The sequence below is a fragment of the Niabella sp. ZPM-14 genome (assembly GCF_055693045.2).
Map to the genome: position 1 here is coordinate 727,406 of NZ_CM181148.1, position 25,654 is coordinate 753,059.

20 protein-coding genes are annotated in these 25,654 nt (G+C 46.9%); 7 read left to right on the forward strand and 13 right to left on the reverse strand.

The annotated features are described in order from the left end of the window. The first annotated feature begins 185 nt into the window (after positions 1 to 185). Positions 186 to 1,016, forward strand: a complete 831-nt coding sequence (folP, locus tag ACU37H_RS03020; RefSeq protein WP_472702883.1) for a dihydropteroate synthase — start codon at positions 186 to 188, stop codon at positions 1,014 to 1,016. 13 nt (positions 1,017 to 1,029) lie between these two features. Here folP and ACU37H_RS03025 read toward each other — a convergent pair whose 3' ends face one another. Next, entirely contained in the window at positions 1,030 to 1,779 is a 750-nt protein-coding gene (locus ACU37H_RS03025; RefSeq protein WP_472702884.1) for a lysophospholipid acyltransferase family protein, read from the reverse strand. 283 nt (positions 1,780 to 2,062) lie between these two features. Between ACU37H_RS03025 and ACU37H_RS03030 the strand changes: the two genes are divergently transcribed. The 3 genes from ACU37H_RS03030 (at position 2,063) to fbaA (ending at position 5,101) form a co-directional block, all read left to right on the forward strand. Beyond that, complete coding sequence (locus ACU37H_RS03030) at positions 2,063 to 3,187, forward strand: hypothetical protein (RefSeq protein ID WP_472702885.1); 1,125 nt, start codon at positions 2,063 to 2,065, stop codon at positions 3,185 to 3,187. A 218-nt stretch (positions 3,188 to 3,405) separates the two neighbouring features. After that, positions 3,406 to 3,828 (forward strand): DM13 domain-containing protein, encoded by a 423-nt coding sequence (locus tag ACU37H_RS03035; RefSeq protein ID WP_472702886.1) that lies wholly within the window; start codon positions 3,406 to 3,408, stop codon positions 3,826 to 3,828. Positions 3,829 to 4,030: 202 nt separating this feature from the next. Further along, positions 4,031 to 5,101 carry a class II fructose-bisphosphate aldolase gene (gene fbaA / locus ACU37H_RS03040; protein ID WP_472702887.1) on the forward strand — a complete coding sequence of 357 codons (1,071 nt, stop codon included), beginning with the start codon at positions 4,031 to 4,033 and terminating at the stop codon, positions 5,099 to 5,101. Between the two features lie 55 nt (positions 5,102 to 5,156). Here fbaA and ACU37H_RS03045 read toward each other — a convergent pair whose 3' ends face one another. The 12 genes from ACU37H_RS03045 to ACU37H_RS03100 all read right to left on the reverse strand — a co-directional run bounded on the left by ACU37H_RS03045 (position 5,157) and on the right by ACU37H_RS03100 (position 22,649). Next, positions 5,157 to 5,534 (reverse strand): septal ring lytic transglycosylase RlpA family protein, encoded by a 378-nt coding sequence (locus ACU37H_RS03045; RefSeq protein WP_472702888.1) that lies wholly within the window; start codon positions 5,532 to 5,534, stop codon positions 5,157 to 5,159. A gap of 330 nt (positions 5,535 to 5,864) precedes the next feature. Further along, on the reverse strand, positions 5,865 to 7,172 hold the full coding sequence (gene rimO, locus ACU37H_RS03050; protein WP_472702889.1) for a 30S ribosomal protein S12 methylthiotransferase RimO: 1,308 nt from the start codon (positions 7,170 to 7,172) through the stop codon (positions 5,865 to 5,867). Between the two features lie 171 nt (positions 7,173 to 7,343). Then, positions 7,344 to 8,498, reverse strand: a complete 1,155-nt coding sequence (locus tag ACU37H_RS03055; protein WP_472702890.1) for an ATP-binding protein — start codon at positions 8,496 to 8,498, stop codon at positions 7,344 to 7,346. 302 nt (positions 8,499 to 8,800) lie between these two features. Beyond that, positions 8,801 to 10,540 carry a RagB/SusD family nutrient uptake outer membrane protein gene (locus ACU37H_RS03060; RefSeq protein WP_472702891.1) on the reverse strand — a complete coding sequence of 580 codons (1,740 nt, stop codon included), beginning with the start codon at positions 10,538 to 10,540 and terminating at the stop codon, positions 8,801 to 8,803. Between the two features lie 18 nt (positions 10,541 to 10,558). Further along, the gene (locus ACU37H_RS03065; RefSeq protein WP_472702892.1) at positions 10,559 to 13,747 is read right to left on the reverse strand and encodes a SusC/RagA family TonB-linked outer membrane protein; all 3,189 of its coding nucleotides are present in this window, start codon (positions 13,745 to 13,747) and stop codon (positions 10,559 to 10,561) included. 294 nt (positions 13,748 to 14,041) lie between these two features. Further along, positions 14,042 to 16,336 (reverse strand): glycoside hydrolase family 20 protein, encoded by a 2,295-nt coding sequence (locus ACU37H_RS03070; protein WP_472702893.1) that lies wholly within the window; start codon positions 16,334 to 16,336, stop codon positions 14,042 to 14,044. A 195-nt stretch (positions 16,337 to 16,531) separates the two neighbouring features. Continuing rightward, positions 16,532 to 16,762 (reverse strand): hypothetical protein, encoded by a 231-nt coding sequence (locus ACU37H_RS03075; protein ID WP_472702894.1) that lies wholly within the window; start codon positions 16,760 to 16,762, stop codon positions 16,532 to 16,534. Between the two features lie 105 nt (positions 16,763 to 16,867). Continuing rightward, positions 16,868 to 17,332: an L-rhamnose mutarotase gene (locus tag ACU37H_RS03080; protein WP_472702895.1), complete on the reverse strand. Its 465-nt coding sequence runs from the start codon at positions 17,330 to 17,332 to the stop codon at positions 16,868 to 16,870. A gap of 90 nt (positions 17,333 to 17,422) precedes the next feature. Next, positions 17,423 to 18,724, reverse strand: a complete 1,302-nt coding sequence (locus ACU37H_RS03085) for an alpha-L-fucosidase (RefSeq protein WP_472702896.1) — start codon at positions 18,722 to 18,724, stop codon at positions 17,423 to 17,425. Between the two features lie 104 nt (positions 18,725 to 18,828). Then, positions 18,829 to 20,484 carry a sodium:solute symporter gene (locus ACU37H_RS03090; protein ID WP_472702897.1) on the reverse strand — a complete coding sequence of 552 codons (1,656 nt, stop codon included), beginning with the start codon at positions 20,482 to 20,484 and terminating at the stop codon, positions 18,829 to 18,831. Between the two features lie 103 nt (positions 20,485 to 20,587). After that, positions 20,588 to 21,814: an enolase C-terminal domain-like protein gene (locus ACU37H_RS03095; protein ID WP_472702898.1), complete on the reverse strand. Its 1,227-nt coding sequence runs from the start codon at positions 21,812 to 21,814 to the stop codon at positions 20,588 to 20,590. A 61-nt stretch (positions 21,815 to 21,875) separates the two neighbouring features. Then, positions 21,876 to 22,649 carry an SDR family NAD(P)-dependent oxidoreductase gene (locus ACU37H_RS03100; protein ID WP_472702899.1) on the reverse strand — a complete coding sequence of 258 codons (774 nt, stop codon included), beginning with the start codon at positions 22,647 to 22,649 and terminating at the stop codon, positions 21,876 to 21,878. Between the two features lie 152 nt (positions 22,650 to 22,801). Here ACU37H_RS03100 and ACU37H_RS03105 point away from each other — a divergent pair, with 152 nt between their 5' ends. The 3 genes from ACU37H_RS03105 (at position 22,802) to ACU37H_RS03115 (ending at position 25,653) form a co-directional block, all read left to right on the forward strand. Further along, a complete protein-coding gene (locus ACU37H_RS03105) occupies positions 22,802 to 23,689 on the forward strand; it encodes an AraC family transcriptional regulator (RefSeq protein ID WP_472702900.1) in 888 nt (295 codons plus the stop codon). Between the two features lie 95 nt (positions 23,690 to 23,784). After that, a complete protein-coding gene (locus ACU37H_RS03110; protein ID WP_472702901.1) occupies positions 23,785 to 24,258 on the forward strand; it encodes a 23S rRNA (pseudouridine(1915)-N(3))-methyltransferase RlmH in 474 nt (157 codons plus the stop codon). Between the two features lie 345 nt (positions 24,259 to 24,603). Next, the gene (locus tag ACU37H_RS03115; RefSeq protein WP_472702902.1) at positions 24,604 to 25,653 is read left to right on the forward strand and encodes a GAF and PAS domain-containing protein; all 1,050 of its coding nucleotides are present in this window, start codon (positions 24,604 to 24,606) and stop codon (positions 25,651 to 25,653) included. Position 25,654: the final 1 nt, after the last annotated feature.

Sequence of the window (25,654 nt, forward strand, 5' to 3'; positions counted from 1 at the left end):
CCGCCTGAAACATCCGGGCAGGCCCGCTTGTACTATCGAACATACCTTCCTATTTGTTCTTCGCCATTAGTCTGATCCTTGACGGGCTGGAGATTAACAGGGTTTATTGCTCATCAACTTTGTAAATTTATCAACTTGCAAACTAACCTTATCTTCACCCTTCAAAAATAGCAAACAAATAATTGATGTTTACACTTAATTGCAAAGGACGTTTATGGACCATCGATCAGCCCGTTGTAATGGGCATATTGAATGTCAATGACGATTCCTTTTATGCCAGCAGCAGGTACAACGAAAAGGACGAATGGATCGCGGCGGCCGAACGCATGATCCGTGATGGCGCTACTGTGCTGGATATCGGAGGACAAAGCACCAGGCCCCGCAGCGAGCGCATCCCGGAAGCTACAGAGCTGGCGCGGGTGGTTCCGGCAATTGAAGCTATTGCCCGCCAGTTCCCGGATATACTTCTGTCGGTAGATACTTTTTACAGCCGCGTTGCGGTAGAGGCAGTGGCTGCGGGAGCTTCCATCATTAATGACATTAGTGCGGGAACATTGGATCCCACCTTTATTGATACGGTGGCATCGCTCGGCGTTCCTTATGTATTGATGCATATGCAAGGCACCCCCCAGGATATGCAACAGCAGCCCACCTATGAAAATGTGACCCGGGAAGTGCTTGACTTCTTCATCCAAAAGACGGCCCTGCTCCGGGAAAAAGGCATTAAAGACATCATCATTGATCCGGGTTTCGGGTTTGGTAAAACTGCCGCGCATAACTTCACGCTGCTCAAAAATCTTTCGGCCTTTAAGATCCTGGAATGCCCGCTGTTACTGGGCGTCAGCAGGAAAGGGATGATCTATCGTACTTTGGGAACTACAGCAGATGAGGCCCTCAACGGCACAACTGTGTTGCATACCATCGGGCTTCAGCAGGGTGCTGCTATTTTGCGTGTGCATGACGTAAAAGAAACGATGGAAACGATCCGGTTGGTTCGTGAAGTAAGAGCCGTTTAAAGATTCTACAGACTTAGTGCTTTAACACTTCAGGCATAAAGGTTTTGCTTTGCTCGATTGCATCCATGATCTGCGCGGTGATATCGTGTGGTGAAGCATCGAAGTCCACTTCCAAAGGGGCTTTAAAGGTCACCGTCAGCAAAGTTCCTTTCTTTCGAAGTGTTACACCAGTTTTATTAAAGGCCCTGGAAAATCCGTTGATGACCACGGGAATGACTACCGGCCGGTGATGCTTGATGATGAGTGCCGTCCCCTTTCTCGCCGGCGCATAGGGCGTAGTAGTACCCTGTGGAAAAGTAATGATCCAGTTATTTTTTAACGAACGCTCTATCTTCCGCGTATCGCTGGGATCGAGACCCGCACGCTGCTCCTTGCTGTTTTCGTTCCAGGTACGCCGCACGGTGAGCCCCCCGGCCAGTAAAAACAACCTGCTCATCCAGCTGCTCTTCATCGTTTGTTCAGCCGCAACATAGTTGACACGGGTGAAAGGATTGAGCATGTAAACGGGAATGCCCAGCCGCTTTTTTCTGCCCCATTTTACCGCGGAAAAAATATGGAACAGCGTAATGACGTCTAAAAAATAAGTCTGATGATTACACACAAACAATACATTGGAAGTAGGCAGCTTCCGGATATGCTCCGCCCCTTCTATCCTTAGTTTATTGGCAACGGCAATCCCCGGATAGGTAGCAATACCCACGATGAAGTGCACCAGTTTCTTAACAAGGCTCGTACTTTTTAATCGTTCAACCAGCTTTCTCATTGATACCGGCAAAATAATAGTTTAAAATAACTAAACGACATTTACATCAGGATTTTTTTAATATTTTTTAGCGATGCACGACGCCTGGCAATCCTGCTCCTGAAGCGGGCGCGTGAAGCTTCGAAGCCGGTGCCGCTGCCACAGGAATAATGCTCTTTGATACATCGGGGGATCAAGCAAATTAATATCGATTTTTGCGTCCTTGGCGTGTAATTGACGGGGCTGCACTGCTGTCACCCGTGACTCCGCAACGCCCGCAATAAATATTTCATAACTTGCCGGCATGAACGAGCTGGATATTTTAAATAACAAGCCTTCGAAAAAAAAACTGCTGTACCCCGTAAATACAGAGCTGGCGGCGTACCTGGTAAGACAGGGGCGCGAAGTGAGCCTGCCTGTGTCGCACCGCGACCTGCTGAATTTCACCTGGTCAGTACCCATCAAAGATGAACATGGCAACAGCACCTACTGGGAAAAAGCCATTTATGATAATCGCGACTGGGAATACCTGAAAGAAGGGCTGATCAAGATCTACGCGATCCTCAGAACGGAGGGCGACATGAGCTTTGCCGACCAGCTGGACGTGGCACGCATTGATTACTGCTCGTTCGGAAACTCGCTTCCTTTCCGTATCCGGATCATCAATAAGTTCAACTCCAATTTCGACCACTATTATATCAAGATCACCGACGCCTCAAGGGTTTACGGCCTGGAACTGGAACATTTCCTTTCACCTAACCGGATCACTTTTTACACCAACGGGCCTACGCTGGTAGAGGAGCATATTCCGGGGCTCGCGGGTGATGTTTTCCTGGAGCACTACCTGAACAAAGACGAGACGAACAAAACCCGGCTGGCCAAGGAATTCGTAAAATTCAATGAGCGGTGTTTTGTGCGGTTGCTCGGAGACATGCGGTCTTACAATTTCGTGGTGGTTGCCACACCGGATATCGAAAGCTACCAGTACCGGATCCGCGCCATCGATTTTGACCAGCAATCTTATGAAGGCCGTAAACCGTTGTATATGCCCCAATTCTTTAAAGAGAACAATGCTTTTGTAAAAACGGTATTGGGACATCTGAACTTCGAGTCTATTGAGCAGTATAAAGCCGAAGAACGGTCGGCAATGGCCTACCGCGTAGCGGTGACCCGTTTCCGCCTCATGGAGTTGCTGGATATCATGTCGCGCGATACGATCGCGCCCGTGGAAAAACAGCAATTATTAATTCAGCAACTGAACGACCACTTTAATACCCATGCTTTCAGCCGGTGTAAATCGATGGGACAGATCTTAAAACTGCACCTGAAATATATGTTGCGCGGCAACCTGAAGCTGATACAGGAAAAAACAAGAAGCCTGGCGAAACGCACCAGTTTGGCTCCGCCAAGCACTACAACCGTCATATAATTGTCTTTTTCCTTTCTCAATGAACCATTTGTACTTATAAATTGTATATAATACGTACAAGTGGCCATCACAGCTGCTGCAGGCAGCTGCTATACAGGCAATGCTTGCCAATATCCCGACATACGGGACGACACAGGTCGCGCTTCTGCACTGACTTCAGCGTCCGGCCACCGTACCTGAGCGTAAAACCAAACTTTCACCCTTTAAAAAAATGAGACATGAGATCCGTACTTCTGTTATTTGTTATTCTACTTAGTTTTAGCTGCACCAAAAAGAACACACCCGGTCACGCCAACGAAAAACTTCCGGTTGATAAAAACGCGATGACTACGGCCGGCGGCAATTTTACATCCAACGCGCACACCACCACGGGCAAAGTCTCTGTCGTAACCAATGACAACGGCAAAAAACTTTTGTCTTTCGAAAATTTTAAAACGGATAACGGGCCCGATCTGCGTGTCTACCTGTCTCCCAATACTTCGACCAGTACCTTTGTGGAAGTGGGAAAACTCAAAGCGGTTTCCGGTAATTTTTTCTATGAGCTTAGCAGCTCGATCGACTATAGCACCAATAACCATGTGCTGATCTGGTGCGAAGATTTTTCCGTGCTCTTCGGACATGCAGTTCTGGCGGGTAAGTAATATATGCGTTTTGTGATGGAATTAACACGAAATAACGGTCTGGCTGACAGGCTGATGGGTTCTTTATGGTCAATGCCATAGCCTATTTACCGGGACGAAAAAATGTTCTGGCAGGGCCATCGTGTATTTCTCACATATTATTATTATCTTAGCGAGCCTGTTTAAAGGAATTATTCTATTACTAAAAACAATTAAGAACAAAATGAGCAAGTACACAGCCGGAGTATTACACGGCAAGGAGCTTGAAGCTCTTTACAACGATGCTAAAGACAATAATTTTGCCCTTCCAGCAGTCAACGTGGTGGGAACGGATAGCGTTAACGCGGTATTGGAAACTGCTGCGAAAGTGAACTCTCCCGTTATGATCCAGTTCAGCAACGGTGGTGCGCAGTTTTTCGCCGGAAAAGGCATGCCTAATAAAAATCTTGAGGCCAACATATATGGTGCAGTAAGTGGTGCCCTTCACGTGCACACAGTAGCTAAATATTACGGAGTACCCGTGGTATTGCATACTGACCACGCCGCTAAAAAATGGTTGCCCTGGATCAGCGCCCTGATCGATGAGGGAGAAAAATTCTACAAAGAAAAAGGCCAGCCTTTATTCAGCTCGCACATGTTGGATCTGAGTGAAGAGCCTATCGAAGAAAATATCGAAACATCGGTGGAGTTCTTCAAACGTATGGCTCCACTGGGTATGAGCATCGAGATTGAACTGGGTGTTACCGGTGGTGAAGAAGACGGTGTTGACAACACAGATGTAGACAACTCTAAATTATATACGCAACCTGAAGAAGTAGCTTATGCTTACGAAAAGCTGAAAGAAGTGAGCAACATGTTCACTGTAGCAGCTGCGTTCGGTAACGTACACGGTGTGTATAAACCAGGAAACGTGCAATTAACGCCGGTGATTTTGGACAACAGCCAAAAATACATCGCTGAAAAATTCAAGACTGACAGCAAGAAGCCTGTATACTTTGTATTCCACGGTGGTAGCGGTTCTGAGCAAAGCCAGATCCGTGAAGCGATCGGATACGGTGCTATCAAAATGAACCTGGATACAGATATGCAGTGGGCATTTGCTGAAGGTGTGTTCGATTATTACAAAAAGAATGAAGCTTACCTGCAAGGTCAGTTAGGCAACCCTGAAGGTGATGACAAACCCAACAAAAAATACTACGATCCCCGCGTATGGTTGCGCAAAGGTGAAGAGACTTTTGTAAAACGTCTGGAGACAGCTTTTGAAGATCTGAACTGTATCGGCAAAAATGCTTAAACATAAAAAAGCCCCGCAAATTGCGGGGTTTTTTATAACTTTTTGCTGCTAATTTTTAAAGTGAATTACTGTCGTCCGATTTCCCTTCCAAAACTTTAACTTCAACGGGAACCAAACCTTTGCTGGCCTGCGCAATTTTATTGAAAGCAGACTTGCTTAGATCTACTCTTCCTTTAATATGCGGAGCCATTCTGTCGTTTACCACTACCTGAACGCTTTTTCCGGTCCTTTTATTAGTTACCAGCAAGCGGGTACCTAATTTATAGATATTAGAAGCGGCGGTTAAAAGATAGTCCCTGTAGATATCGCCGGTAGCCGTTTTGCGGCCGTTAAATTTACTGTGATAATAAGAAGCTTTCTGCGAACTGGTTTGCGAAAAACCCTCATTAGCGATACATACAAAAGCGAAAAACAGAACTAACCATTTCTTCATGTGAGATATTTTAGTTAAACAATAAACGCGGAAAAACAAATTTTATTTTGTACGCGTCTTTAATAACGTTATTTTACTTACATGCAAAATACGGCTGCAAAGGTAGGCCGGTGTCTCTTTAGGAAATGTTAAAAGGAGTGACAATATGACAACGAAAACCCCTAAATAGCTGATTTTCAATATGACGATATTTCAAAGGGCACGAGGACGGTATTTTTGATGGAATTTGATTCGATAGTTTTTGCCGGCATCGACACCCACTTTTACTACTCTGGGTCAATTGATATTAAGCTCGCCGATGCCGTTTTTCAACGATTTACATTACCTTACCTACACGATCACTCCTTCGAGATCATAATCGTAGGCTTTTTCAATGCGAACGTTGTAAAACTCACCGATCTTCAACTTCTGATCGCTGCTGATGATCACTTCGTTGTCTACCTCCACGCTGTCAAATTCAGTTCGCCCGATATAACGACCTGCTTCCTTTTTATCGATGATGGTTTTAAACACTTTGCCGATCTTCTCCTGGTTCAGTTCGTAGGAGATCTCCTGTTGATATTCCATGATCTCCTGTGCCCGACGCTCCTTTTCTTCCTGCGGCACATCATCTTCAAACTGGTACGCGCCAGTGTTTTCTTCATGAGAATAAGTAAACACACCTACCCTGTCAAAACGATGTTGATCCAGGAAAGCTTTTAACTCATCAATGTCTTCCTGCGTTTCGCCGGGAAATCCTGCAATCAGGGTTGTGCGCAGACAAATGCCCGGCACTTTCTCACGAATGGTAGCGATCAGCTCGTTCATATCTGCCCGCGTGATCTGCCTTTTCATTGCCTGAAGCATGCGGTCAGAAGCGTGTTGCAGCGGGATATCCAGGTAGTTACAAATGTTATCGCGCTCGCGCATCACATCCAATATTTCCAGGGGAAACTTTGTAGGATAAGCATAATGCAGGCGGATCCACTCCAACCCTTTTACATCGGCCAGGCGGTGTAAGAGTTCCGGCAGCATCCGTTTTTTATAAATGTCCAGACCGTAGTAAGTTAGTTCCTGCGCGATCAGCATCACTTCCTTTACGCCCATACGCACCAGCTTTTCAGCTTCTAATACCAGCTCGTCAATAGGCTTGCTCACGTGCTTGCCGCGCATCAGCGGGATGGCGCAAAAAGTACAGGTCCGGTTACACCCTTCAGATATCTTCAGGTAGGCATAATGCTTGGGCGTCGCCAGCAAGCGCTCCCCTACCAGCTCTGTTTTATAATCTGCTTCAAATTGCTTTAAGATCAATGGCAGCTCCATCGTTCCGAAGAAGGCGTCTACTTCCGGAATCTCGTCTTCAAGGTTATTTTTATAGCGCTCACTGAGGCATCCTGTCACGTACACCTTATCCAGGCGTCCCCTTTTCTTTAATTCTACCTGTTCCAGGATCGTGTTGATGCTCTCCTCTTTAGCCTTATCGATAAATCCACAGGTGTTGACTACCACAATGTTATGATCGCGTTTGGCGTTTTCGTGCACTACGTCGATATCATTGGCACGCAGCTGCCCGCTCAGCACCTCACTGTCCACCATATTTTTGCTGCAGCCGAGTGTAATAATATTTACCTTATCTTTTTTAAGAGTTTTCGCTTTCAAATGAGAGTTTTTTTGAAAATAAGCTGCAAAGGTACGCCATGAAAAATAAACAGTGGTTTATAAAGATAGTTTGAATGCAGAACAGCCGTTAAAGTGATCAAAAACAATCGGACGCACGGAGAAAACTGTCTCAGAAAAAACACAGAATAAAATAGAAAAGCGTACCAGCGTTTACAACTTTATATTTTGCCAGCTCATTACTCTGTATTTCGTTCGCCTTTGATTAGTCGCTCCGCCATAGACAAGTGATTTATGTACAACACCCGGACCCGCGATCTTTTCAAATTTATCAAGATTCTTAAAGACATCGGAAGTAATCGTTTGAGTAGCTTTGATCTCAACAATATTAAACCCGTTTTCTGTGGTTGAAAGCAGATCAACTTCATTGGCGTTGCTATCCTGCCAGAAATAAAACTCTTCATGCAGGTATTGGTGATTGTTCTTCTTAAAGAACTCAGCAACCACCATGTTTTCGAATATATTTCCTTTGAGCCTGTTTGTCATTACAGACTTTGCCGTTTTGATCTTAAGCAGGTGACACAATAACCCTGAATCATAAAAGTAAAGCTTGGGAGTTTTGATGAGGCGCTTATTAAAGTTTTGGTGATAGGGTTGCAATAAAAAAACGATATAACTACTCTCTAAAATAGACAGCCAGCTTTTGGCTGTAGGCTGTGATATATTACAATCATTGGCCAAAGCACTGAGGTTTAACAGCTGTCCGCACTGATGTGCACAAAGCCCGATGAAAGTCCTGAATGCTTTTATATCATGGATGTTCAGCAAGGTCGTCACATCTTTTTCTACATAGGTCTGAATGTAGTTGCTATAGAAAACTGAAGGCTTAATATCCCGGTCAAATATTGCAGGGTAAAAACCTTTTACACAGGCACTGGCAAAGTTATTTTCAAGCCACCCCGCACTTTTTAGTTCATCCATATCAAATGGCAATAATTTAAACAGCGCTACCCTGCCGGAAAGGCTCTGTGTGATATTATCCGCCAGATGAAAATTCTGGGAACCTGATAAAATATATTGCCCCATTTTATTAGCCGCATCAACACGGCTTTGTAAATAGGAAAAAAGTTCCGGCACTCTCTGCACTTCGTCTAAAATCACCTTATCATCATATTGATCTAAAAAGCCGTTCGGATCGGACGCCGCATAGGACCTTATATCCGGATTTTCGAGAGAAACATAGCGGTAATCATTAAATAAGTCTTTTAATAAAGTCGTTTTCCCGGACTGTCGTGGACCTGTGACGGCGATGACCGGATACTTTTTTATATACATCTTTATAACCGAAATGATATCTCTCTGAACCATAAGGCTTTGTTTCTATTACAAAAATAGATCATTTTCGAATAACATAACTTTTTTTTTGAAATTACATAACATCATTTTTGAAATTACATAAAATATTTCTTGAAATTACATAGATTTTTTTTTGAAATTACATAACTTATAATTCGTTATCGAATGACTTATGATTGAGGCGAGTTTGACGCTGCATATGCACCGAAGATAAGTGCTAAGATCACCTCTGCGGTTGAAACGTCCTTTACTAAAATAAAAAAGGACCAGGTGTTGTAACCTCGTCCTCTCCTTAATATTGATTGACCTTGCGCTTACCAATTTGGATTTTGCTCCAGATTAGGATTGAGCTGCAGCTCCTGAACCGGTATCGGATTCAGGTAGTCGCGGGATTCATTGAACTTTTTGGAGATTTGCGGATTCACCAGTATCAGGCCTCCGTTCGTGTTACCTTCCAGGATGATCTCGCTTCCCAATTTCAAATATTGCGGACCTTTCTCTGTGGGCTTGGTGCCGGCGTAAATATATACATCCGTGTCGCCATCCCCATCCAGATCATAAGGACCCACGCCGGCGAAGTACATTCCTTTAAACTGCTCCGTATACAAATGTCCTTCCTTCCAGCGCATGAGATCGTTTCTGCGGAAACTTTCCATTGCCAGCTCAATTCTTCTTTCCCGACGAATTTCCAGGATGACACCTTTGTTAGCGCCGGTAACATTGATATACTGGCCTGCCAGGTACGCATCAGGCGCCGCATTAGCAGCCGCCAGGTTCATGTTGGGCATAGCCACCCTGTTGCGCAGCAACTTAATAGATTTATCAATATCCGCCTGAGTCAGCGTTCCCAGCTCTGCTTTCGCTTCTGCAAAGTTCAGCAACACTTCTGCATAACGCATGATGGGCATATCGTTGTACGACCGGTTGTAGGAGTCTTCCGCTGTAGACGTCACAAATTTCACCAACTGGTAACCTGTCACCGTACCTGTAAAATCAGGAGGTAACGGTGTGGTGCTTCCGATCCTTGTGTAACCAGGTGTCCGGATCGTCTGAGATAAACGCGGATCGCGGTTTTGCACTTCCTCTACAAAGGGGATGGTGTTATAGCCAGGCTGATCTGTAAACCTTGTGCCATCTTTCAAAAGGTAGCTGTTCACCAGTTTTTTTTCCAGGCCGGGGCGACCATAAGAAGCCGTGATGGTATAATAGTTCACGTTATGCCAGATCTGCAGATCGTTGCTGAACCTGCGCGTGAGTATCACCTCCCGCTCAATAGCGCTCATAGACGAGAACAGCTCGAGGTAGGCCTTGTCCGGCGTACTGGTATAGATACCGTACGTGTCGCTATCGATCAGCTCTTCCGCGGCTTCGGCGGCTTCGGTTAAGAACTTGTTGGCGTCCGGCAGGTTGAATTCTTTATGGTACTTCCGGAATGTGCCTTCAAACAAACAGATTCTCGACTTATAAGCGAGCGCTGTCCATTTGGTCATTTTTTCCACGCTGGTATTGGTATTCATATTGGCAATAGCATAATCCAGGTCCGCCAACACGCTATCCATCACCAATGTCCGCGGATCTCTTTTCTTGTTGAGCAAGGACGAATCCTGGATATCGATCACACCACTATACCAGGGCACATCTCCAAACGACGATACTTTATCAAAATAAAAGATAGCACGGAACAGTCTGGCAACGCCCGCATAATGAGCAGCGCCGGGGATGTCTACCTTGTTGTAGTTAGCCAGGAAGTAATTGATGTTCCGGAGCGGATACCAGTTCCATCCTCCGCCGGATACGGGCACTACCCTGTTGCCGGTCTGCAATTCATTCAGACTGGTTTTGACCACGTTGTCGTCATCTTCATTGTAGATGCCTTCGGCACTGGGCATCACATTATAAAAAGAGTTGGTATACAATTCGAGGTCCTTAACCGTTCTGAAAAACTGGTCAGGATTGATATCGGCCAATGGATCACGGTCCAGGAACCCTTTTTTACAGGAACTGAAAAGGGCGAAGGCGGCAATGACAGCACATACAATATTTAGCTTCTTCATGATGTAATGTTTAAGGATTTAGAAAGAAAGATCAAGGCCAAACGAGAACACTTTGCTGATAGGGTACACCCGTCCGTTGGCTTCGGCAGCAGCCTGCTCAGGATCGATGTAATCTGTTTCCAGTTTGGTGCGGGTGAAAATATTATCACCACTAACGTATATCCGGCACCGGGTGATCTTAGCGCGTGATAAGAGGTTTGCAGGCAGGGAATAACCAATGGTCAGATTCTTTAACCGCACATACGCCAGATCCTGCAGATACTTGTCGTTGATAACATTCAGCTCCCCGCCGCCGTTAAGCGCCACATAACCTCTTAGCTTAGGAAAGTAAGCATCAGGATTTTCTTCGCTCCATACCTTATCAGGAAAGTCTTCAGGAATGAATGAATAATAAGGTCTTGAATAGGGCCCCCAGAACTTATCGGCATTGTTGCCCGGGTACCAGTTTTGCTTTCCGATCCCCTGAATAAATGCCGAGATGTCGAATCCATTCCAGTTGGCACCCAGGTTAGCGCCATAAGTGTAGCGCGGCTGACGATTACCGAGCTTCACCAGGTCGCCATGATCTTCCAATGTGTTTTTGCCATTGTTGACGATACCGTCTCCGTTCACATCAATGAACTTAATATCACCCGCCTGTAGTTTAGACCAGTCGCCGGGGGCGGACAATCTTTGTTTATTGACAAAATCCTGGTTAACCACTTTCTGATATTCAGCGGCTTCTGCATCGGTCTTAAAGTATCCCGCAATCCGGTAACCCCAAATCTCTCCTACTTCCTGTCCCACGTAGTAGTTACTCAGCAACCCCTGCGGATTGTCGAAGCGGGTGATCTTTGCTTTATAATCAGACAGTCCCACGCTGACACTGTAACCAAAAGGCTTGCCGGCTACGTCGCGGGTATCGTTCCATCCTACCTGCAGCTCCCAGCCCCTTGTCTGCATGTCACCGGCGTTGGTTTTTGGCGAGGATTCTCCATAAACTGAAGGCAGGGTCCGGCCGGGTATCAACATGTCTAATGTATTGCGCACATACCAGTCATAGGTTACTGTCAGCCGGTTCCTGAACAAGCCGAGATCGATACCAATGTTAGTTGACTGCGCCCGCTCCCAGGTAAGATCAGGAGATAAAGGCACTGGTACTCCCAGGTATTGGGCTCTAGCTCCATCAAAGATGTAGCTAAGCGTCCCCCGGCGTAAAATGGGCAGGTAACCGTAAATAGAGGCTTCCTGCTGGTTGCCCAATGAGCCGTAAGACCCACGGAGCTTGAACTCGTTTACAGTAGACTTAATGCCCTGCCAGAAGTTCTCTTCACTCACGCGCCATCCGGCCGATACTGAAGGGAAAAAGCCGAAACGACTGTCTTTCGGAAACCTCGACGATCCGTCATAGCGTCCATTGAATTCAAAAAGATATTTCCCGTTGAAGTCATAGTTAAACCTTGCGAAATACCCCATCAAAGCCCATTCGTTCGCGCCGCCGGTGAGGGTGGCCTGGCCGGTACCTAAATTGAAATCGTTCAGGTCCACCGATAACAGGTCGGTATTTCTACCGGTGATCTGCTTAAAGGTCTGCAGCTCCTGGTTATATCCCAACATCAGTTTGAAGTTGTGATCGCGGAAGCTTTTGGCATAACTGCCATAGATGTTGAGCGCGTGATACTGCCGGTTACTCACAAACTCATTCAGATAATCATTTCCTACATAACTGATCACGCCCGGGTAGATAGACCATGGAGAAGCTACCCGGCGCTGCATGGTCGCCGTTGGGTTGAATGTGTAAGAATAGTTAGCATTGATCTCCATTCCTTTAAAAGGCTTGTAGGTGGCGCCCACCATATTGATCAGCTCAAACTCTTTTTCTTCTCCTTTCGACTTCCCGTAGAGCAGGTCTGCATACACACCATCTCCGATCGTATAGTTGTTAAGCTCTGTCCGGTAAGTGGCCGTCCCATCAGGGTTTACAGGCACATAAGAAGGAAGCGCATGGACGGTGATGGACACGAAATTGCTGTTATAGCCCCAGCCCGGGTAAGTATATTTATTGGTATTGAAATAGGTATTCGTAAACAGTTCGAGCTTATCAGTAATACGAGCGTTCAGTTTCGCCCGGAAATTATAACTGTTGAAACGGTCCTGGTTGATCTGCATCACACCGTCTTTGCTATACATCCGCCCGGAGATCAGGAAGTCGATCTTTTCTGATCCGCCATTCACGCTGATATTATGTTCACGCGAAGGTTGCCAGTCACGAAACATCACATCCCACCAATCCGTGCTTCCGTAATACACATACTGGTCGCGGCCATTGCGATTGCTGATCACTACGTCCGGCAAAGATTTATCGGTTTGCCGTTTCTTCAATTCTTCGTAATCCTCTTCTGTATAACGCGTATAAGTGTTGCCTGTTGCCCGAAGAAAAGCTTCATCGTTCAGCATGGCCGAGGTATAGCCGTCTGTGATAAAGTCAGTGCTCGTTGTCAATCCCGACCATCCAAAGTTGTTGGAATAATTCACGCTCAGTTTTCCGCGCTTGGCTTTTTTGGTAGTGACCAATATCACACCGAAGGATCCGCGTGCGCCATAGATTGCAGCGGAAGCGGCATCTTTCAAAACTGAAATATTTTCCACGTCCCTGGGATTGACGTTGTTGAGATTGCCGGGCACCCCATCGATCAGGATCAGCGGCGAGCCTCCGCCGTTGATAGACGTGTTACCGCGGATGTTGATATTCCCTTCCGTGCCCGGTCGCCCGTCGCCGAAAGTGATGTTAACGTTGGGTACCGCGCCCTGTAAGGCCTGAGTGATATTGGCCACGGGCCTGTCTTCCAGGACCTCACCGCTCACCTGTGCTACCGCGCCTGTAAGATTGACCTTCCGCTGGGTACCATAACCCACCACAACTACCTCGTCCATGTCTTCGTTCTTTTTAATCAATACAACGGGATAGTTGGTACCAGCCCCTACCAGCAACGTGTAGTCTTTGTAACCGATCATCGTGATCAGTAAAGAGTCTCCCGCTGCAGCATCAATTGTAAATGCACCATCGTTGGTGCTTAACGCAGATTCGTTTCTTACCATGTTGAAGACCGTCGCTCCGGCTACAGGTAGCGACTGCTCATCTTTAATACTGCCATTGATTTTTTTAGGCTCGTTTTGCGCACCGGCAGTGAATGCGACAAAGAGCAACAAACAAAGAATTCCTTTCATGGTTTAGTTTTTATTTGAAGAATACTCACAGAATGTGATGGGTAATTGAACGCGTCAATGATCTTCTAGCTGAAGCGCGGCGAAAGTAGCGGGCATCAATGATTTTTTTTCCAGGCAGCAATGATTTAATCAATCGATAATAAAACACTAATAAAAATTTAATTTTCCGTATGGGCAAGGGCATTATATACTTGTTCACTGATTCACATCAGTGTTATACACACATGAAAAAGGCCGCCCTTACCGGACAGCCTTATCAAAATTATAAACAAACAGCTTTAACCAGAAGGGCAACTATTGCACCACCAGTTCATCGGCGAATATCCATCCCGGCGATCCTGCGCCGGGGTGATCCGGAGGGCATTGGTTGTTCCTGGCAGTTACGCGGATGTATCGCGCGACCTTACCAGGGATAGCAACCTGAAAATCATATTGCAAAGAGCCTTCATGAATATCAAACGGGTTCTTTACCGTTTTGATTTCGGTAAAGTGATCACCATCCGACGACACTTCGAATGTCACCGATTGTGGTAGAAATATCCAACTGCTGTAAGCCTGCAAGCATCCTAATGAAATATGGCGTATCGTATCCAGCCTTCCTAAGTCGACTGTCGCAATCAAATCTTTACCGTTAAAACCGTGCCAGTATTTACCTACCGTCGTAGTTCCTTTGATACCATCCGTGAGGGCGTTCGGACCGTCGGCCGGATACGCAGGAGATGGACTGTTGATATAGTTGACCTGCTTACCAATCGCTTTATGCAGGATAAAATCTTGCCTGGACGCCTGCAGGTTCATCACCCTCCCATTCACAACAGTCGAGGCTTTAAGTGTCAGCGATGTATTAACCGGAAGCGGACGGGTAAAAGATTCGCTGCCGACAAGGGGTTCGCTACCATCAAGGGTATATACGATTTTACTGTCGGGAATATCATTTGATAGTTCCACATATAATTGACCGGCTTTGAACAGCGGTTTTATTTTTACCGCAAAATTTCCTGCGCTGTAATTCAGCCCTCTTTGTTCATACGATCGGAAATGTGTTTTGATCCTGCTGGTGAACGAGCTCCAGTCTCTTCGGTTCCGGGGCGACCAAACGGCTTCTGCCAGCGCTGCCATGCGTGGCAGCACCATATATTCGGCACCTGCTACAGTGGTGATATGCTCTGTCCATAAATTAGCCTGCGCACCCAGGACGAAAGGTGCATCAGCATCGCTTAATTCTTTCGAAATCGGCTCATAGTCATATACATTTTTTAAAGTATTCATGCCTCCAAAAGCCAAAGGTTCCCCTTCCGGCCCCGCCTGGTAATGATCAAAGTAAAGCGGATAACCCGGCGTCATTACAACGTCATGCTTCATCCGGGCAGCCTCAATACCGCCCTTTTCGCCCCGCCAGCTCATGACGGTCGCTTCCGGGGCCAGGCCGCCTTCCAGTATCTCATCCCAGCCGATCATCTTCCGGCCTTTGCCTACTATAAATTTTTCTATTCTTTTGACGAAGTAGCTCTGCAACTCTTCTTCATTTTTCAGACCTTCTTTTTTCATTCTTCCCTGGCATCGCGGACAGGCTTTCCAATCCCTCTTATCCACCTCATCCCCACCGATATGAATGTATGGCGAGGGAAACAAGGCGATCACCTCAGTTAAAACATTTTCTAAAAACGTAAACACAGAATCGTTACCCGCACAATAGTTGGATGATGCGCCCGGATTGTTGGGACCGGTGTGTGGCAGTTGTGCCTCTTGCGTACATCGCAACCAGGGGTACGAAGCGATGGCAGAAGCCACATGCCCCGGCATTTCTATTTCCGGAACAATGGTAACGGCGCGCGCCTCGGCATATTTAATAATCTCCTTCACCTGCTCCTGGGTGTAATAGCCGCCGTAAGTAGCCGCTTCGCCAGGCTGGGCGGGCTTCCTGGCTCCCCATGCATCAGCCGTCCGATCTACACGCCAGGCGCCGGTAGCTGTCAGTTGGGGATATTTCTGAATTTCGATTCTCCAACCCTGATCATCCACCAGGTGCCAGTGGAAGCGATTCATCTTGTAAGAAGCTAACAAATCAATATACTCCTTTATGAACTCGGGCCCGAAAAAATGACGGCTTACATCAAGGTGCATACCACGCCATTTGAATCTCGGATAATCCTCGATCTTCATTGCAGGAATTTTCAAAGGAGCGTTCGTGCGAATCGCAGGCAAGGTTTGAAAAAGAGATTGCATACCGTATATAATACCTGCGTGGCTATTCGCTTTTATGGAGACGCCGGAAGCGGTCACGTTTAACTGGTATCCTTCACTTCCAACCTGTGCCACCCGGCTGATCCCTAGTGTGATCTTTTTGGCGCCGGTGTTCTTTTCGGGAAGATCGATACCGGAAAGACGTTTGATCTGAGCCTTAAAGAAACTGGCGGCCGAAGCCAGGTCCTTGTTACCCGCCGGATAAGAAAGAGACGTATTTGCATCAATGGTAAAATATCCGTCCCCCATTTCTAGAGATACGGGCATGGGAATAATACTGACCTTTTGCTGAGCGCACAGCACAGTCGTTATCAATAAAAAGAGGATCGTTAGTTTCTGTTTCATATTTTGCATGCCGATAAAAATACAATGAAGAAAATTAAAATGAGTATCTGCGGAAATTTTTTGGCTTCAGCCTTCGACGATTACCCTGGATCATAAGCAGAGTCGGGTATCTAAAGTCGGTGCTGCCGGTATTCAGCGCGGGACAATCGTGTACATAGAAGGTGATCAATGGTCATTGCTCCGAATGTGTAGGCGCTAGGCCATCACCGGCACCTCGTGCACTTCGATCATAAACAGGACCTGTTTTTTGGCGTCATCCAGGCTCACATGGTTAGATACCAATTCCCAGTGCTTACCCACCTTCCGGGATATTGTCACGATATCTGAGTAATGCTTCACCGAGATACAGTACTTGCACCGCGTATTAGACATGTAATGCATGCCATAATGGGAGCTGAACTGCACCCAGGTGATCCGAATGTCCATAGTTTTCGAAGGATTGTACGGACACAAATCCAATTATCTTGCCACTTTAACATTTCCTTCTTCAGCCTTGAACCCAACACAATGGACTCCGGCCTGGTCTGGCTACTAGTCCAGATGAAACACTTCTTCCATACCCGACCAGATCTCCCCTTTCGCGGCCGCATCGGGCAGCGGCTGCTGACAGGGATCGGTTTCCTTCCACCATCGCTGTGTAGCGCTATCAGCCGCCATCTTTGCCATATCAGCCTCAAAGTCTTTACCTGTATATTCAAAGTAGCTAAACAGGTAGGGTTTTCCTTCAATCTCTCTCAGATAGATGGAATAGTTACGGATATTGCATTCCTTAATCTTTTGAAGCACGGCGGGCCAGGCACTGGCATGCAGCTCCCGGTAGTATTGCTGCTTTTCCGGTTTCAACCCGGTAATGCTTGCATATCGTTTTACATGAACAGCGCTATCCGTATGGCCCGCTGATGTAACGGCTGCCCCGGTTGTATCTTTTTTACATTCGGATGGACCGCAGGCTGATAATAAGGCCGAAAGCAACAAGAGAAAATATAGCTTACTCATCTTCGTTTTATTTATCTTAAAAGTGGTTGAATATTCGTTTAACAGTGCCCGACCCGATTCAACCACGTTGAACTATTCCTTAATCCTTCATCATTCAATAATCGGAATGGTCTCGGCTGTTTTATTTAACTCCAGCACTACCACATAAGGCGTTTCAGATTTCGCAACCGGAATGATCATATGATCTTTTGTTTGTAAAATGTTTACTGCTTGCCCCTTCAATCGATAAGATTTAACAACGGTTCTTTCAGGAATCCTTTTTAAAGCAACGGCCGTGGTGTCTGTGTTCAATATATTTACATAGATTTTGTTTCCTTTCCTGGTGGTGGCAAAGCTGTTACCGGGTTGATAAGGCCCGCCCAGTGTTTCATAGATCGCTTCGCCATTTATTTTCAGCCAGTCGCCTATTTCTTTTAATCGGTCCACTTGTCGTTGCTCAATCCTGCCATCCATCATCGGGCCTACATTTAATAACAGGTTACCATTGCCGCCCGCCGTCCTGCCAAGAATAGAAAGGCTTTCCTGCAGCGACTTCATTTTATCGTTTGGCTTCCAGGCCCACTGCTGGCAGATCGTGAAGCAGCTTTCCCAGGGCATTTCCATATTCAGTTTTCCCACGGCCTGTTCCGGCGTATCATAATCCCCCACCATCTTCGTGTGGTCAATTTTTTTGTTATCGACCCCTGCCATTTCTTTTCCCAGCCTGTTGTTGGTTATAATGGAAGGCTTTAACTGGTGTAAATAGTTGTACATGTCTTTGCCCATCTCATTGGTCCAGGGGCTCTCCCATTGACCGTCAAACCACAACATATATGGATCATAGCTGGTGATCAATTCTTTCAATTGATTTTTCATGAACTGTACATACCGGCTCATGTTGGCTTTCGGGTCAGGATTGTTTCCTTCGTCCGGTGAGTGAACAGGATAATCAGGATGATACCAGTCCAGCACCGAATAGTAAATACAAAATCTGATCCCCTGTTTTTTACAGGCTTCGTTTAAAGCACCTACAATATCTTTCTTATAAGGCGTGTTCATGATGTTGTATTCTGTATACTTCGTGGGCCACAAACAAAATCCGTCGTGATGCCGCGCCGTAATGGTCAGGTATTTCATGCCCGCGTCTTTGGCTGCCTTTACCCATTGGTCGGCGTCAAAAAGCACAGGATTGAATTCTTTATACAGCTGATCATAGTCTTGTTTTGACACCTGCCGGCCGCGGCTCCACCCGATCTCTGTTCCCCGAAGCGCTACAGGCCCCCAGTGTATAAACATTCCGAAACGATCATCCATGAAGTCAGCGAGCGCTTTGGCATTATCTTTCGATTGCGCGTGTAGAGTCGAACAGCAACAGATCAAAAGCAAGGTAAGTACCGGTTGAAATAATTTCATGCGTTAATTTTTAGTATTTGTTTTTGTCAAAAGATCGCTCCAGCGATGAAGCAAAAATATTGTCTCGTTTTGATCGAAGATGGCACCTGATCTTTTCCAGGCGATCACCGGAATACCCAATACAAAACAGCCATTACGGCGATCAGTAAAAAGGATAGCACTTTGTAATTGCCCATTCCACTCCAACCCTTTGCCCGCAACGGCTCCCAAAAAGACTTCCAGTATAACTTACCGCTTTCTTCCGTATGCTGCACCGGAAACATCATCGAAAAGGCCACCTGCATGAGCACACAGCTACAGAACAGGTAAAACGCCATCATCATAAAAGGTATTGATCCGATAAAAGAATCTGTACCGCCGAGCTTGCTGGCAATAAACACGGCCACTCCCAATAGTGACCCCAACCATAGCGTATACTGCGCAGACTTTGCTGATGCTCTCTTCCAGAAAACGCCCATCAGAAAAACACAGGTAATGGGTGGCGCAATATGTGCAATCACATCATTGATCCCTACAAACAAGCTCTCATATTGATTGAGCAAAGGGAGCAAAGCAAGCGATACTATCAGCGCTACGCCTGCTGTCCAGCGGCCTGCAGCCACCAGCTTTTTATCTGTTACATCAGGTCTGAACCGTTTATATAGATCATAACTTGCCAGTGTTCCGATGGAGTTAAGCGCGCCGGCGATCTGGCTCATCAATCCGGAAAGCAACGCCGCCACGAGGATGCCGATCAGTCCTTTAGGAACGAGCTGGGTAATCATCAATGTATAGATGCCTTTAGAGTCAGGCACTTCATGTCCGTCGTGCAGGATCGTGGGCAAGCTGCTCAGATCCAACCCACCGGATTTATATAAGGCATATGCAAACAGTCCGGGCATGACGAAAATGAATACCGGTAATATCTTTATGAATCCGCAAAACAACGCGCCTGCCCGCGCATGATTCTCGTTTTTGGCGCCGAGCGCACGTTGGACAATGGTTTGATCGGCACACCAATACCAGATACCCAACACCGGGTATCCGAGGAAGACCGCCATCCAGCTCATGCCGCTGCTATCGCCTGCCGGTCGCATCATACTCACTTTGTCCATCGAACCTTCCTGTGCCAGGATATCGGTCATCGCTGTCCAACCACCCACTTTGTCCCAGGAAAACCAGGTAATGATAAGAGCACCGGCGATCAGCACCACGCTTTGAACGGTTTCCGTCACCACCACCGCTTTTAATCCGCCAATGATCGTATATAAACCCGTGAGTAAAGCAATAGCGATGACGCTTACGTACATATTGATACCAAACAGCGTTTCTAACACAATGCCGCCCGCCAGGAACGAAAATGCTATGTGGATGATAATGGCTGATATAATCGAAACGAATGCGAGCCAGTCACGGCAGGCCTTATTATATCGCCGCTCCAGGAAGTCCGGCAATGTAGACACACCGGAGCGTATATAAAACGGGATGAAAAACAGCGCCAGCAAAACCAGCGTAAAGGCCGCCATCCATTCAAAATTACCGTACAGCAGCCCTGTATCAAACCCACTCTGCGCCAGGCTTACGAGATGAATGCAGGAAATATTGGTGGCAAACAGGGCCAGCCCGATCATTGGCCAGCGCAGGGTTTTGCCAGCCAGAAAATATTCATTGCTGGTGGTGGCTTCTACCTGCCCTTTCTTTTTCCGTCCTGACCATAGCCCGATCGTCACTATAAAAACAATGTAGGCTATTGTTATGAAAATATCAATCGCTGAAATCATATGCAATCGTTATTTTTTTTATTTGGATGGTTGGTGATGAGTAATACATACGCGATGGAAGGATCTTCCCATATGATGTTTATGCTTCACGTTTTATCCGTCATTATCCCTCTTTCAAATCACAACTGCTTCCGGCCTCCTGCGGCGTAACGTACACACCATCTTTTATCTTAACTGGGTTTACAAAATAATTCTTTAAATGCGGAATGTGTTCTAAGAACAGGGCTTCATGGCCCATAGCGATATGGTTGAACAACACCAGGTGCTGGTGCAATTGCCCCATGTCGCCCACATGCGGAACCACCGGAACACCGAACTTTTTACACAACAAGCTTACGGTAATAAACTCGCTTACTCCGCCCACCCGCACGGCGTCTACCTGGATAAAACCTGCACATCCCGTCTGAAGGTAGTTCTTAAATACGATCCGGTTGGGCACGTGCTCGCCCAATGCCAGCTTAACCGGCGCAATGGCTTCCGACAAAGTGCGGTGGGCCAGAACATCATCGGGATGTGTCGGCTCCTCCACCCAATAAGGATTCATTTTTTTCAGCTCGTGGCAGATACTGATCGCCTGCGGTAAAGTCCACTGCTGATTAGCGTCCAGCATGACCTTTGTATCATCACCGGCCGTTTCCCGCACAATATGCGCGCGGCGGATGTCGCGTTGGGGATCGGCGGAACCTACTTTCAATTTCATTGCCGTGAAACCCGCTTCGATAGCCGCTTTACAGTTGCTCCTTACTTTTTCATCATCATAGTTGAACCAACCTACCGAAGTATCGTACCCGGGGTACCCGCTTTCTGTTATGCCGGCTCTCCCCCCGCGTGTGGCTTGCTGTTCCTCTAATATTTCAATCGCCTGCTCTCTCGTCAGCACATTTTCCAGGTAGGACAAATCGAGCGTATTGACGATGGCTTCCGGTGACAGATCGGTCAGCAATTTCCACAGGGGGACGCCTCTTTTTTTGGCCCACAGATCGTAACAGGCATTGGTCACGCTGGCCAATCCCAGGTGAACAACTCCTTTATGCGGTCCCAGCCAGCGGAATTGTTGTTCGTTAGAAGCGTTTCTGAACCAATTGCCAAAATCGCTCATCAGCTCTTCGATATCCCGCCCTTTTAGCGTGTCGGCATAAAATTTAGCTGCTTCCGCAACCAGCTCGTTTCCGGCACCCACGGTGAAAGCCAGACCAGTAGCGTGAATGCCACTATCGTCGACCAACCCTGTTGCAGCATAGGAGTACACGGGATCCTTATGGATCGCATCGCTGCCCGCGCCCGTAGCCAAAGGAAACCTTCTGTCGGCAATTTCAACTCGTTTAATCATTGTAATATTTATTATATCGGCTGCATCGGCCGTTCCTGCTCATAAGATGAAACGTTCGCGTTCAGTCCTGCATGCTGCGACGATAGCCCAGCTCGGCGCCGCCGCTGACAGGAAGCACGCATCCGGTGATAAAAGCAGCGCGTCCTGATAATAAAAAGACACAGGCATCAGCAATCACCTCTCCCTCGGGGCAGTAACCCAATGCATGGATCTTATTGAGATATTGTTCCATCAATTCTGGTTGGGGTTGCGCTGCCGTCCACGAACGCAGCATCGGTGTCCACACGCCGGCCGGCGCCACAGCATTCACTCTCACGCCTGCGGACGCATAATCTAACGCCATCGATTTGGTTAACGCATTAACGGCTCCTTTGGTCGCCGCATAAGCGGCATGCAGCTCCTGCCCTATTTCAGCGACCAGGCTGCTGGTGTTCAGAATGCTGCCGGAGGAACGCTTTAACGCATCGATCCCATATACGGTTGTATTATAAATGCCTTTTACGTTCACGTTAAAAAGGCGGTCAAAGTCCTCATCGCTGGTGTTGTGTAAGGGTAGCGAAGGATGCGCAATACCCGCATTATTATGAATGGCGTCCAGTTTTCCATACTCCTGAATCGTTTGCTCTATGGCATTCTTTACGTCGAAGGCGCTGCTGACATCACCTGAAATTCCCAGATGATGCGGTCCCAATTCGGTGATCACCTTTTCGATCTCTACTTCGTCCAGTGCAAAGACCACTACAGAAGCGCCCTCCCGCGCATAAGCTTTAGCACAATGATATCCGATCCCCGTTGATCCCCCGGTTATAAAAATGACTTTATCTCGTAATAACATGGCTAAGACACGCTTGATTTATTTTGTAAAAGTATCGATCCCTGCTTTAAAAAATATGGAGTATGCCCATTCATATATGGATTATTCTATGACCGCATAGCTCTATTCTAATTTGTTACCGTATATTGCAGTACAGCTGTAGCCTTGTTATAATGAAAAGTCTTAAAATAAAAGATGGATTTTCCGGTGAATTACAAATTAATATTCCCAGGGAGGTTATTATCAATCATCTCAGAAAAAAACAATTCCTGGGCAATTTGTTTATCACGCATATCGGGTATTTTCCAAAGGCCAGGTTTCACTACCGGGAGCGGCCACATGGTTGCGCCGACAATATTCTGATCTATTGTGTAGCAGGTAAAGGGCATTATCAGACCGCGACCGCACGCTACACATTGAAGAGCGGTGAGTTTTTCATTTTGCCCGCGGGAACGTCGCATATGTATGAGGCGGATCTCCGTGATCCGTGGACGATTTACTGGGTCCACTTTAGCGGCAACATGTTGAAGACACTCAATGAATGGATCAGCATCACCGATTTTGTAGCGCCCCAAAAGATCGCCTATGATAAAAAGATCGTAGAGCTCTGGAGCGATATTTATTACGCATTAGAGGTCGGACATGCGGAGCAAAACCTGGCGTATGCCAATCTGAGTCTTTATCGTTTCCTTACATTTTTTCTTTGCCCTGTCGAGATCAACCGCCCGCTGCCGCAAAGCGACGCAGTCAGCGAATCGATCGCCGACATGAAGGCTAACATAGGAAATGCTTTAACGGTAACGGATCTGGCCGAAAAGCAGGGACTGTCAACGTCGCATTACACCTCCCTGTTTAAAAATAAAACAGGTCGTACACCGATGGACTATTTTATCCGTTTAAAGATCCAGTTTGCCTGTCAATTGCTGAAACAGTCGGACCTGAAAATCGGAGTCATCGCGGCAGAATTGGGTTATGAGGACATCTTTTATTTTTCAAGGATCTTTAAAAAAGTGACGGGAAGCGCGCCCATGCTGTACCGGAGAAAGCATTCGGGAAAATGATTATCAGCGTTTTTGTGCGGCTACGAAAACAGCTGACGCCTTTCTCATCCTGTTAAGGTCTACCTTTGCGTCGTATTAAATCTGCTCTGTAAAAAATGAAAATTGCGTTTTGGTCTATCGGCAAAGCTCATGAAGCCTACGTTAAAGCCGGCGTCGAAGACTTTTCGAAAAGGGTGAACAACTACTTTAAACAGGAATGGGAGATCATTCCACCTGTGAAGCATGCGGCCAGGATGACTGTTGATGATGTGAAAAAACACGAAGGCGCGTTGGTGCTTTCAAAATTACAAAAGGAAGATTTTCTTATCGCCCTGGATGAACGAGGCACCCAACTGTCTTCTGAAGGGCTTGCCGCGCAACTGCAGCATTGCACCAACCTGTCGGCTAAACGGGTAGTCTTTCTGATCGGTGGCGCATTCGGGCTGGATGAACCCGTGTTGAAGAGAGCCAATTTTCAGTGGAGCCTTTCGAGGCTCGTGTTTCCGCACCAGTTGGTGCGATTGATCCTGGCAGAGCAGGTCTACCGCGCCTGCACCATCCTGAAGAATGAGAAGTATCATCATCAGTGACCGGCCGCTTACCGGCCGAACGCCGCTGCTGCAGCTCATTAGCGGGGTCGGATGGCAAGGTTGTTAACCAAAGCTCTGCTGAGCTTATCACTCAATCCTCTTCGATATGCCCGCTGAGAAAACTCTTCATTTCCGTCTGAAAATGAGCCGGCAGCATTGCGGTCTCCGGTGGAAAGTTTTTCTGCACATCTCGAAAACTTCTTTTAAATTTACAACAGAGCCGGATGCTGTATTCCCTCTTCCCAACGTAGCCTTACTGTTTTACAATGTGCGCCTGGCAACAGGCTGTAGGCACATGAAACACTGATGCCACAACGAGCGGAGGCACTTTAGAATTTTTATGTTGTGAACTACAAAGAATTTAAAGAAATTGCCCAACTTGCCAGGTGCGTCTGTGATGTTCCCATCGCCTTTATCAGTTTGTTAGACCAGGAAAACAATTATTTAACCGTAGCCGCGGGCATTGACACGCCCCAGGCAGCAATGGCTAATTGTTTTTATACGCACCAGGATAAGGAACAGATCAAAGAGATACAGAATCTATCTAAGGATCCTGAATGGCAGGAGAATGAACTGGTGGCTAATGCTCCCTTTCTTAAGTTCTACGCCGGCATTCCCCTGATACTTAACAACGGCCGCTTTCTTGGTTCGTTATGCCTGTTGGATATTAAGCCGAACTGGCTTTCAGAAACCAAGCGGGACACCCTGCGCATCCTGGCGCGACAGGTGATCCTGATCATGGAACTGGAGCTGGCTACGATCAACCTCGAGAAAAAGATCACCGAGATCAAAAATAAAAATGAGCGGTTGAGAACGATCGCCCAGATGCAATCTCATGAGATCAGGCAGCCCGTTTCCAATATCATCGGGCTGGTGAACCTGGTGGAAGAAACCCAGCATCCGATGAACGGCGAATGGTTGTCCATGTTATCTATTGCGACTAAAATGTTGGACGACCGCATCCACCGGATCGTCAATGAAACGCTGGACCGCCCTGATGTCAAAATGCTGAAGTATAATAAGATGGTGGAAGAGATCGAAGACTATGCTATCATTTTACTGGATGCAGATGGCCACGTGGAGAACTGGAACCTGGGCGCACAAAATATTAAAGGCTACACGGCGAAAGAAATCCTGGGCAAACACTTCCGCATCTTCTATACACCCGAAGATCAGAAAGCCGGACAATTTAACAAGCTGCTGGACCTCGCAGCGGAGAAAGGAGTCGCCCGGGATGAAGGCTGGCGCGTGAGGAAGGACGGTTCACGGTTTTGGGCCAAAGTGGTCATCACTGCCATTCACGACGACAACCGGCAGGTGATCGGGTACACCAAAGTAACGCGTGACATGACCGTTGCTAAAATCGAAAAACAGGAGCAATCTGTTTTTTATTAGG

Excerpts from the sequence above, each read along its gene's own strand:
- ACU37H_RS03085 (WP_472702896.1), bottom strand. The coding sequence starts at position 18,724 with ATGAAATTATTTCAACCGGTACTTACCTTGCTTTTGATCTGTTGCTGT.
- fbaA (WP_472702887.1), top strand. The coding sequence starts at position 4,031 with ATGAGCAAGTACACAGCCGGAGTATTACACGGCAAGGAGCTTGAAGCT.
- ACU37H_RS03105 (WP_472702900.1), top strand. The coding sequence starts at position 22,802 with ATGAAAAGTCTTAAAATAAAAGATGGATTTTCCGGTGAATTACAAATT.
- ACU37H_RS03045 (WP_472702888.1), bottom strand. The coding sequence starts at position 5,534 with ATGAAGAAATGGTTAGTTCTGTTTTTCGCTTTTGTATGTATCGCTAAT.
- ACU37H_RS03065 (WP_472702892.1), bottom strand. The coding sequence starts at position 13,747 with ATGAAAGGAATTCTTTGTTTGTTGCTCTTTGTCGCATTCACTGCCGGT.
- ACU37H_RS03090 (WP_472702897.1), bottom strand. The coding sequence starts at position 20,484 with ATGATTTCAGCGATTGATATTTTCATAACAATAGCCTACATTGTTTTT.
- ACU37H_RS03080 (WP_472702895.1), bottom strand. The coding sequence starts at position 17,332 with ATGAGTAAGCTATATTTTCTCTTGTTGCTTTCGGCCTTATTATCAGCC.
- ACU37H_RS03110 (WP_472702901.1), top strand. The coding sequence starts at position 23,785 with ATGAAAATTGCGTTTTGGTCTATCGGCAAAGCTCATGAAGCCTACGTT.
- ACU37H_RS03095 (WP_472702898.1), bottom strand. The coding sequence starts at position 21,814 with ATGATTAAACGAGTTGAAATTGCCGACAGAAGGTTTCCTTTGGCTACG.
- ACU37H_RS03100 (WP_472702899.1), bottom strand. The coding sequence starts at position 22,649 with ATGTTATTACGAGATAAAGTCATTTTTATAACCGGGGGATCAACGGGG.
- ACU37H_RS03035 (WP_472702886.1), top strand. The coding sequence starts at position 3,406 with ATGAGATCCGTACTTCTGTTATTTGTTATTCTACTTAGTTTTAGCTGC.
- ACU37H_RS03060 (WP_472702891.1), bottom strand. The coding sequence starts at position 10,540 with ATGAAGAAGCTAAATATTGTATGTGCTGTCATTGCCGCCTTCGCCCTT.
- ACU37H_RS03055 (WP_472702890.1), bottom strand. The coding sequence starts at position 8,498 with ATGGTTCAGAGAGATATCATTTCGGTTATAAAGATGTATATAAAAAAG.
- ACU37H_RS03075 (WP_472702894.1), bottom strand. The coding sequence starts at position 16,762 with ATGGACATTCGGATCACCTGGGTGCAGTTCAGCTCCCATTATGGCATG.
- ACU37H_RS03070 (WP_472702893.1), bottom strand. The coding sequence starts at position 16,336 with ATGAAACAGAAACTAACGATCCTCTTTTTATTGATAACGACTGTGCTG.
- ACU37H_RS03030 (WP_472702885.1), top strand. The coding sequence starts at position 2,063 with ATGAACGAGCTGGATATTTTAAATAACAAGCCTTCGAAAAAAAAACTG.
- folP (WP_472702883.1), top strand. The coding sequence starts at position 186 with ATGTTTACACTTAATTGCAAAGGACGTTTATGGACCATCGATCAGCCC.
- ACU37H_RS03025 (WP_472702884.1), bottom strand. The coding sequence starts at position 1,779 with ATGAGAAAGCTGGTTGAACGATTAAAAAGTACGAGCCTTGTTAAGAAA.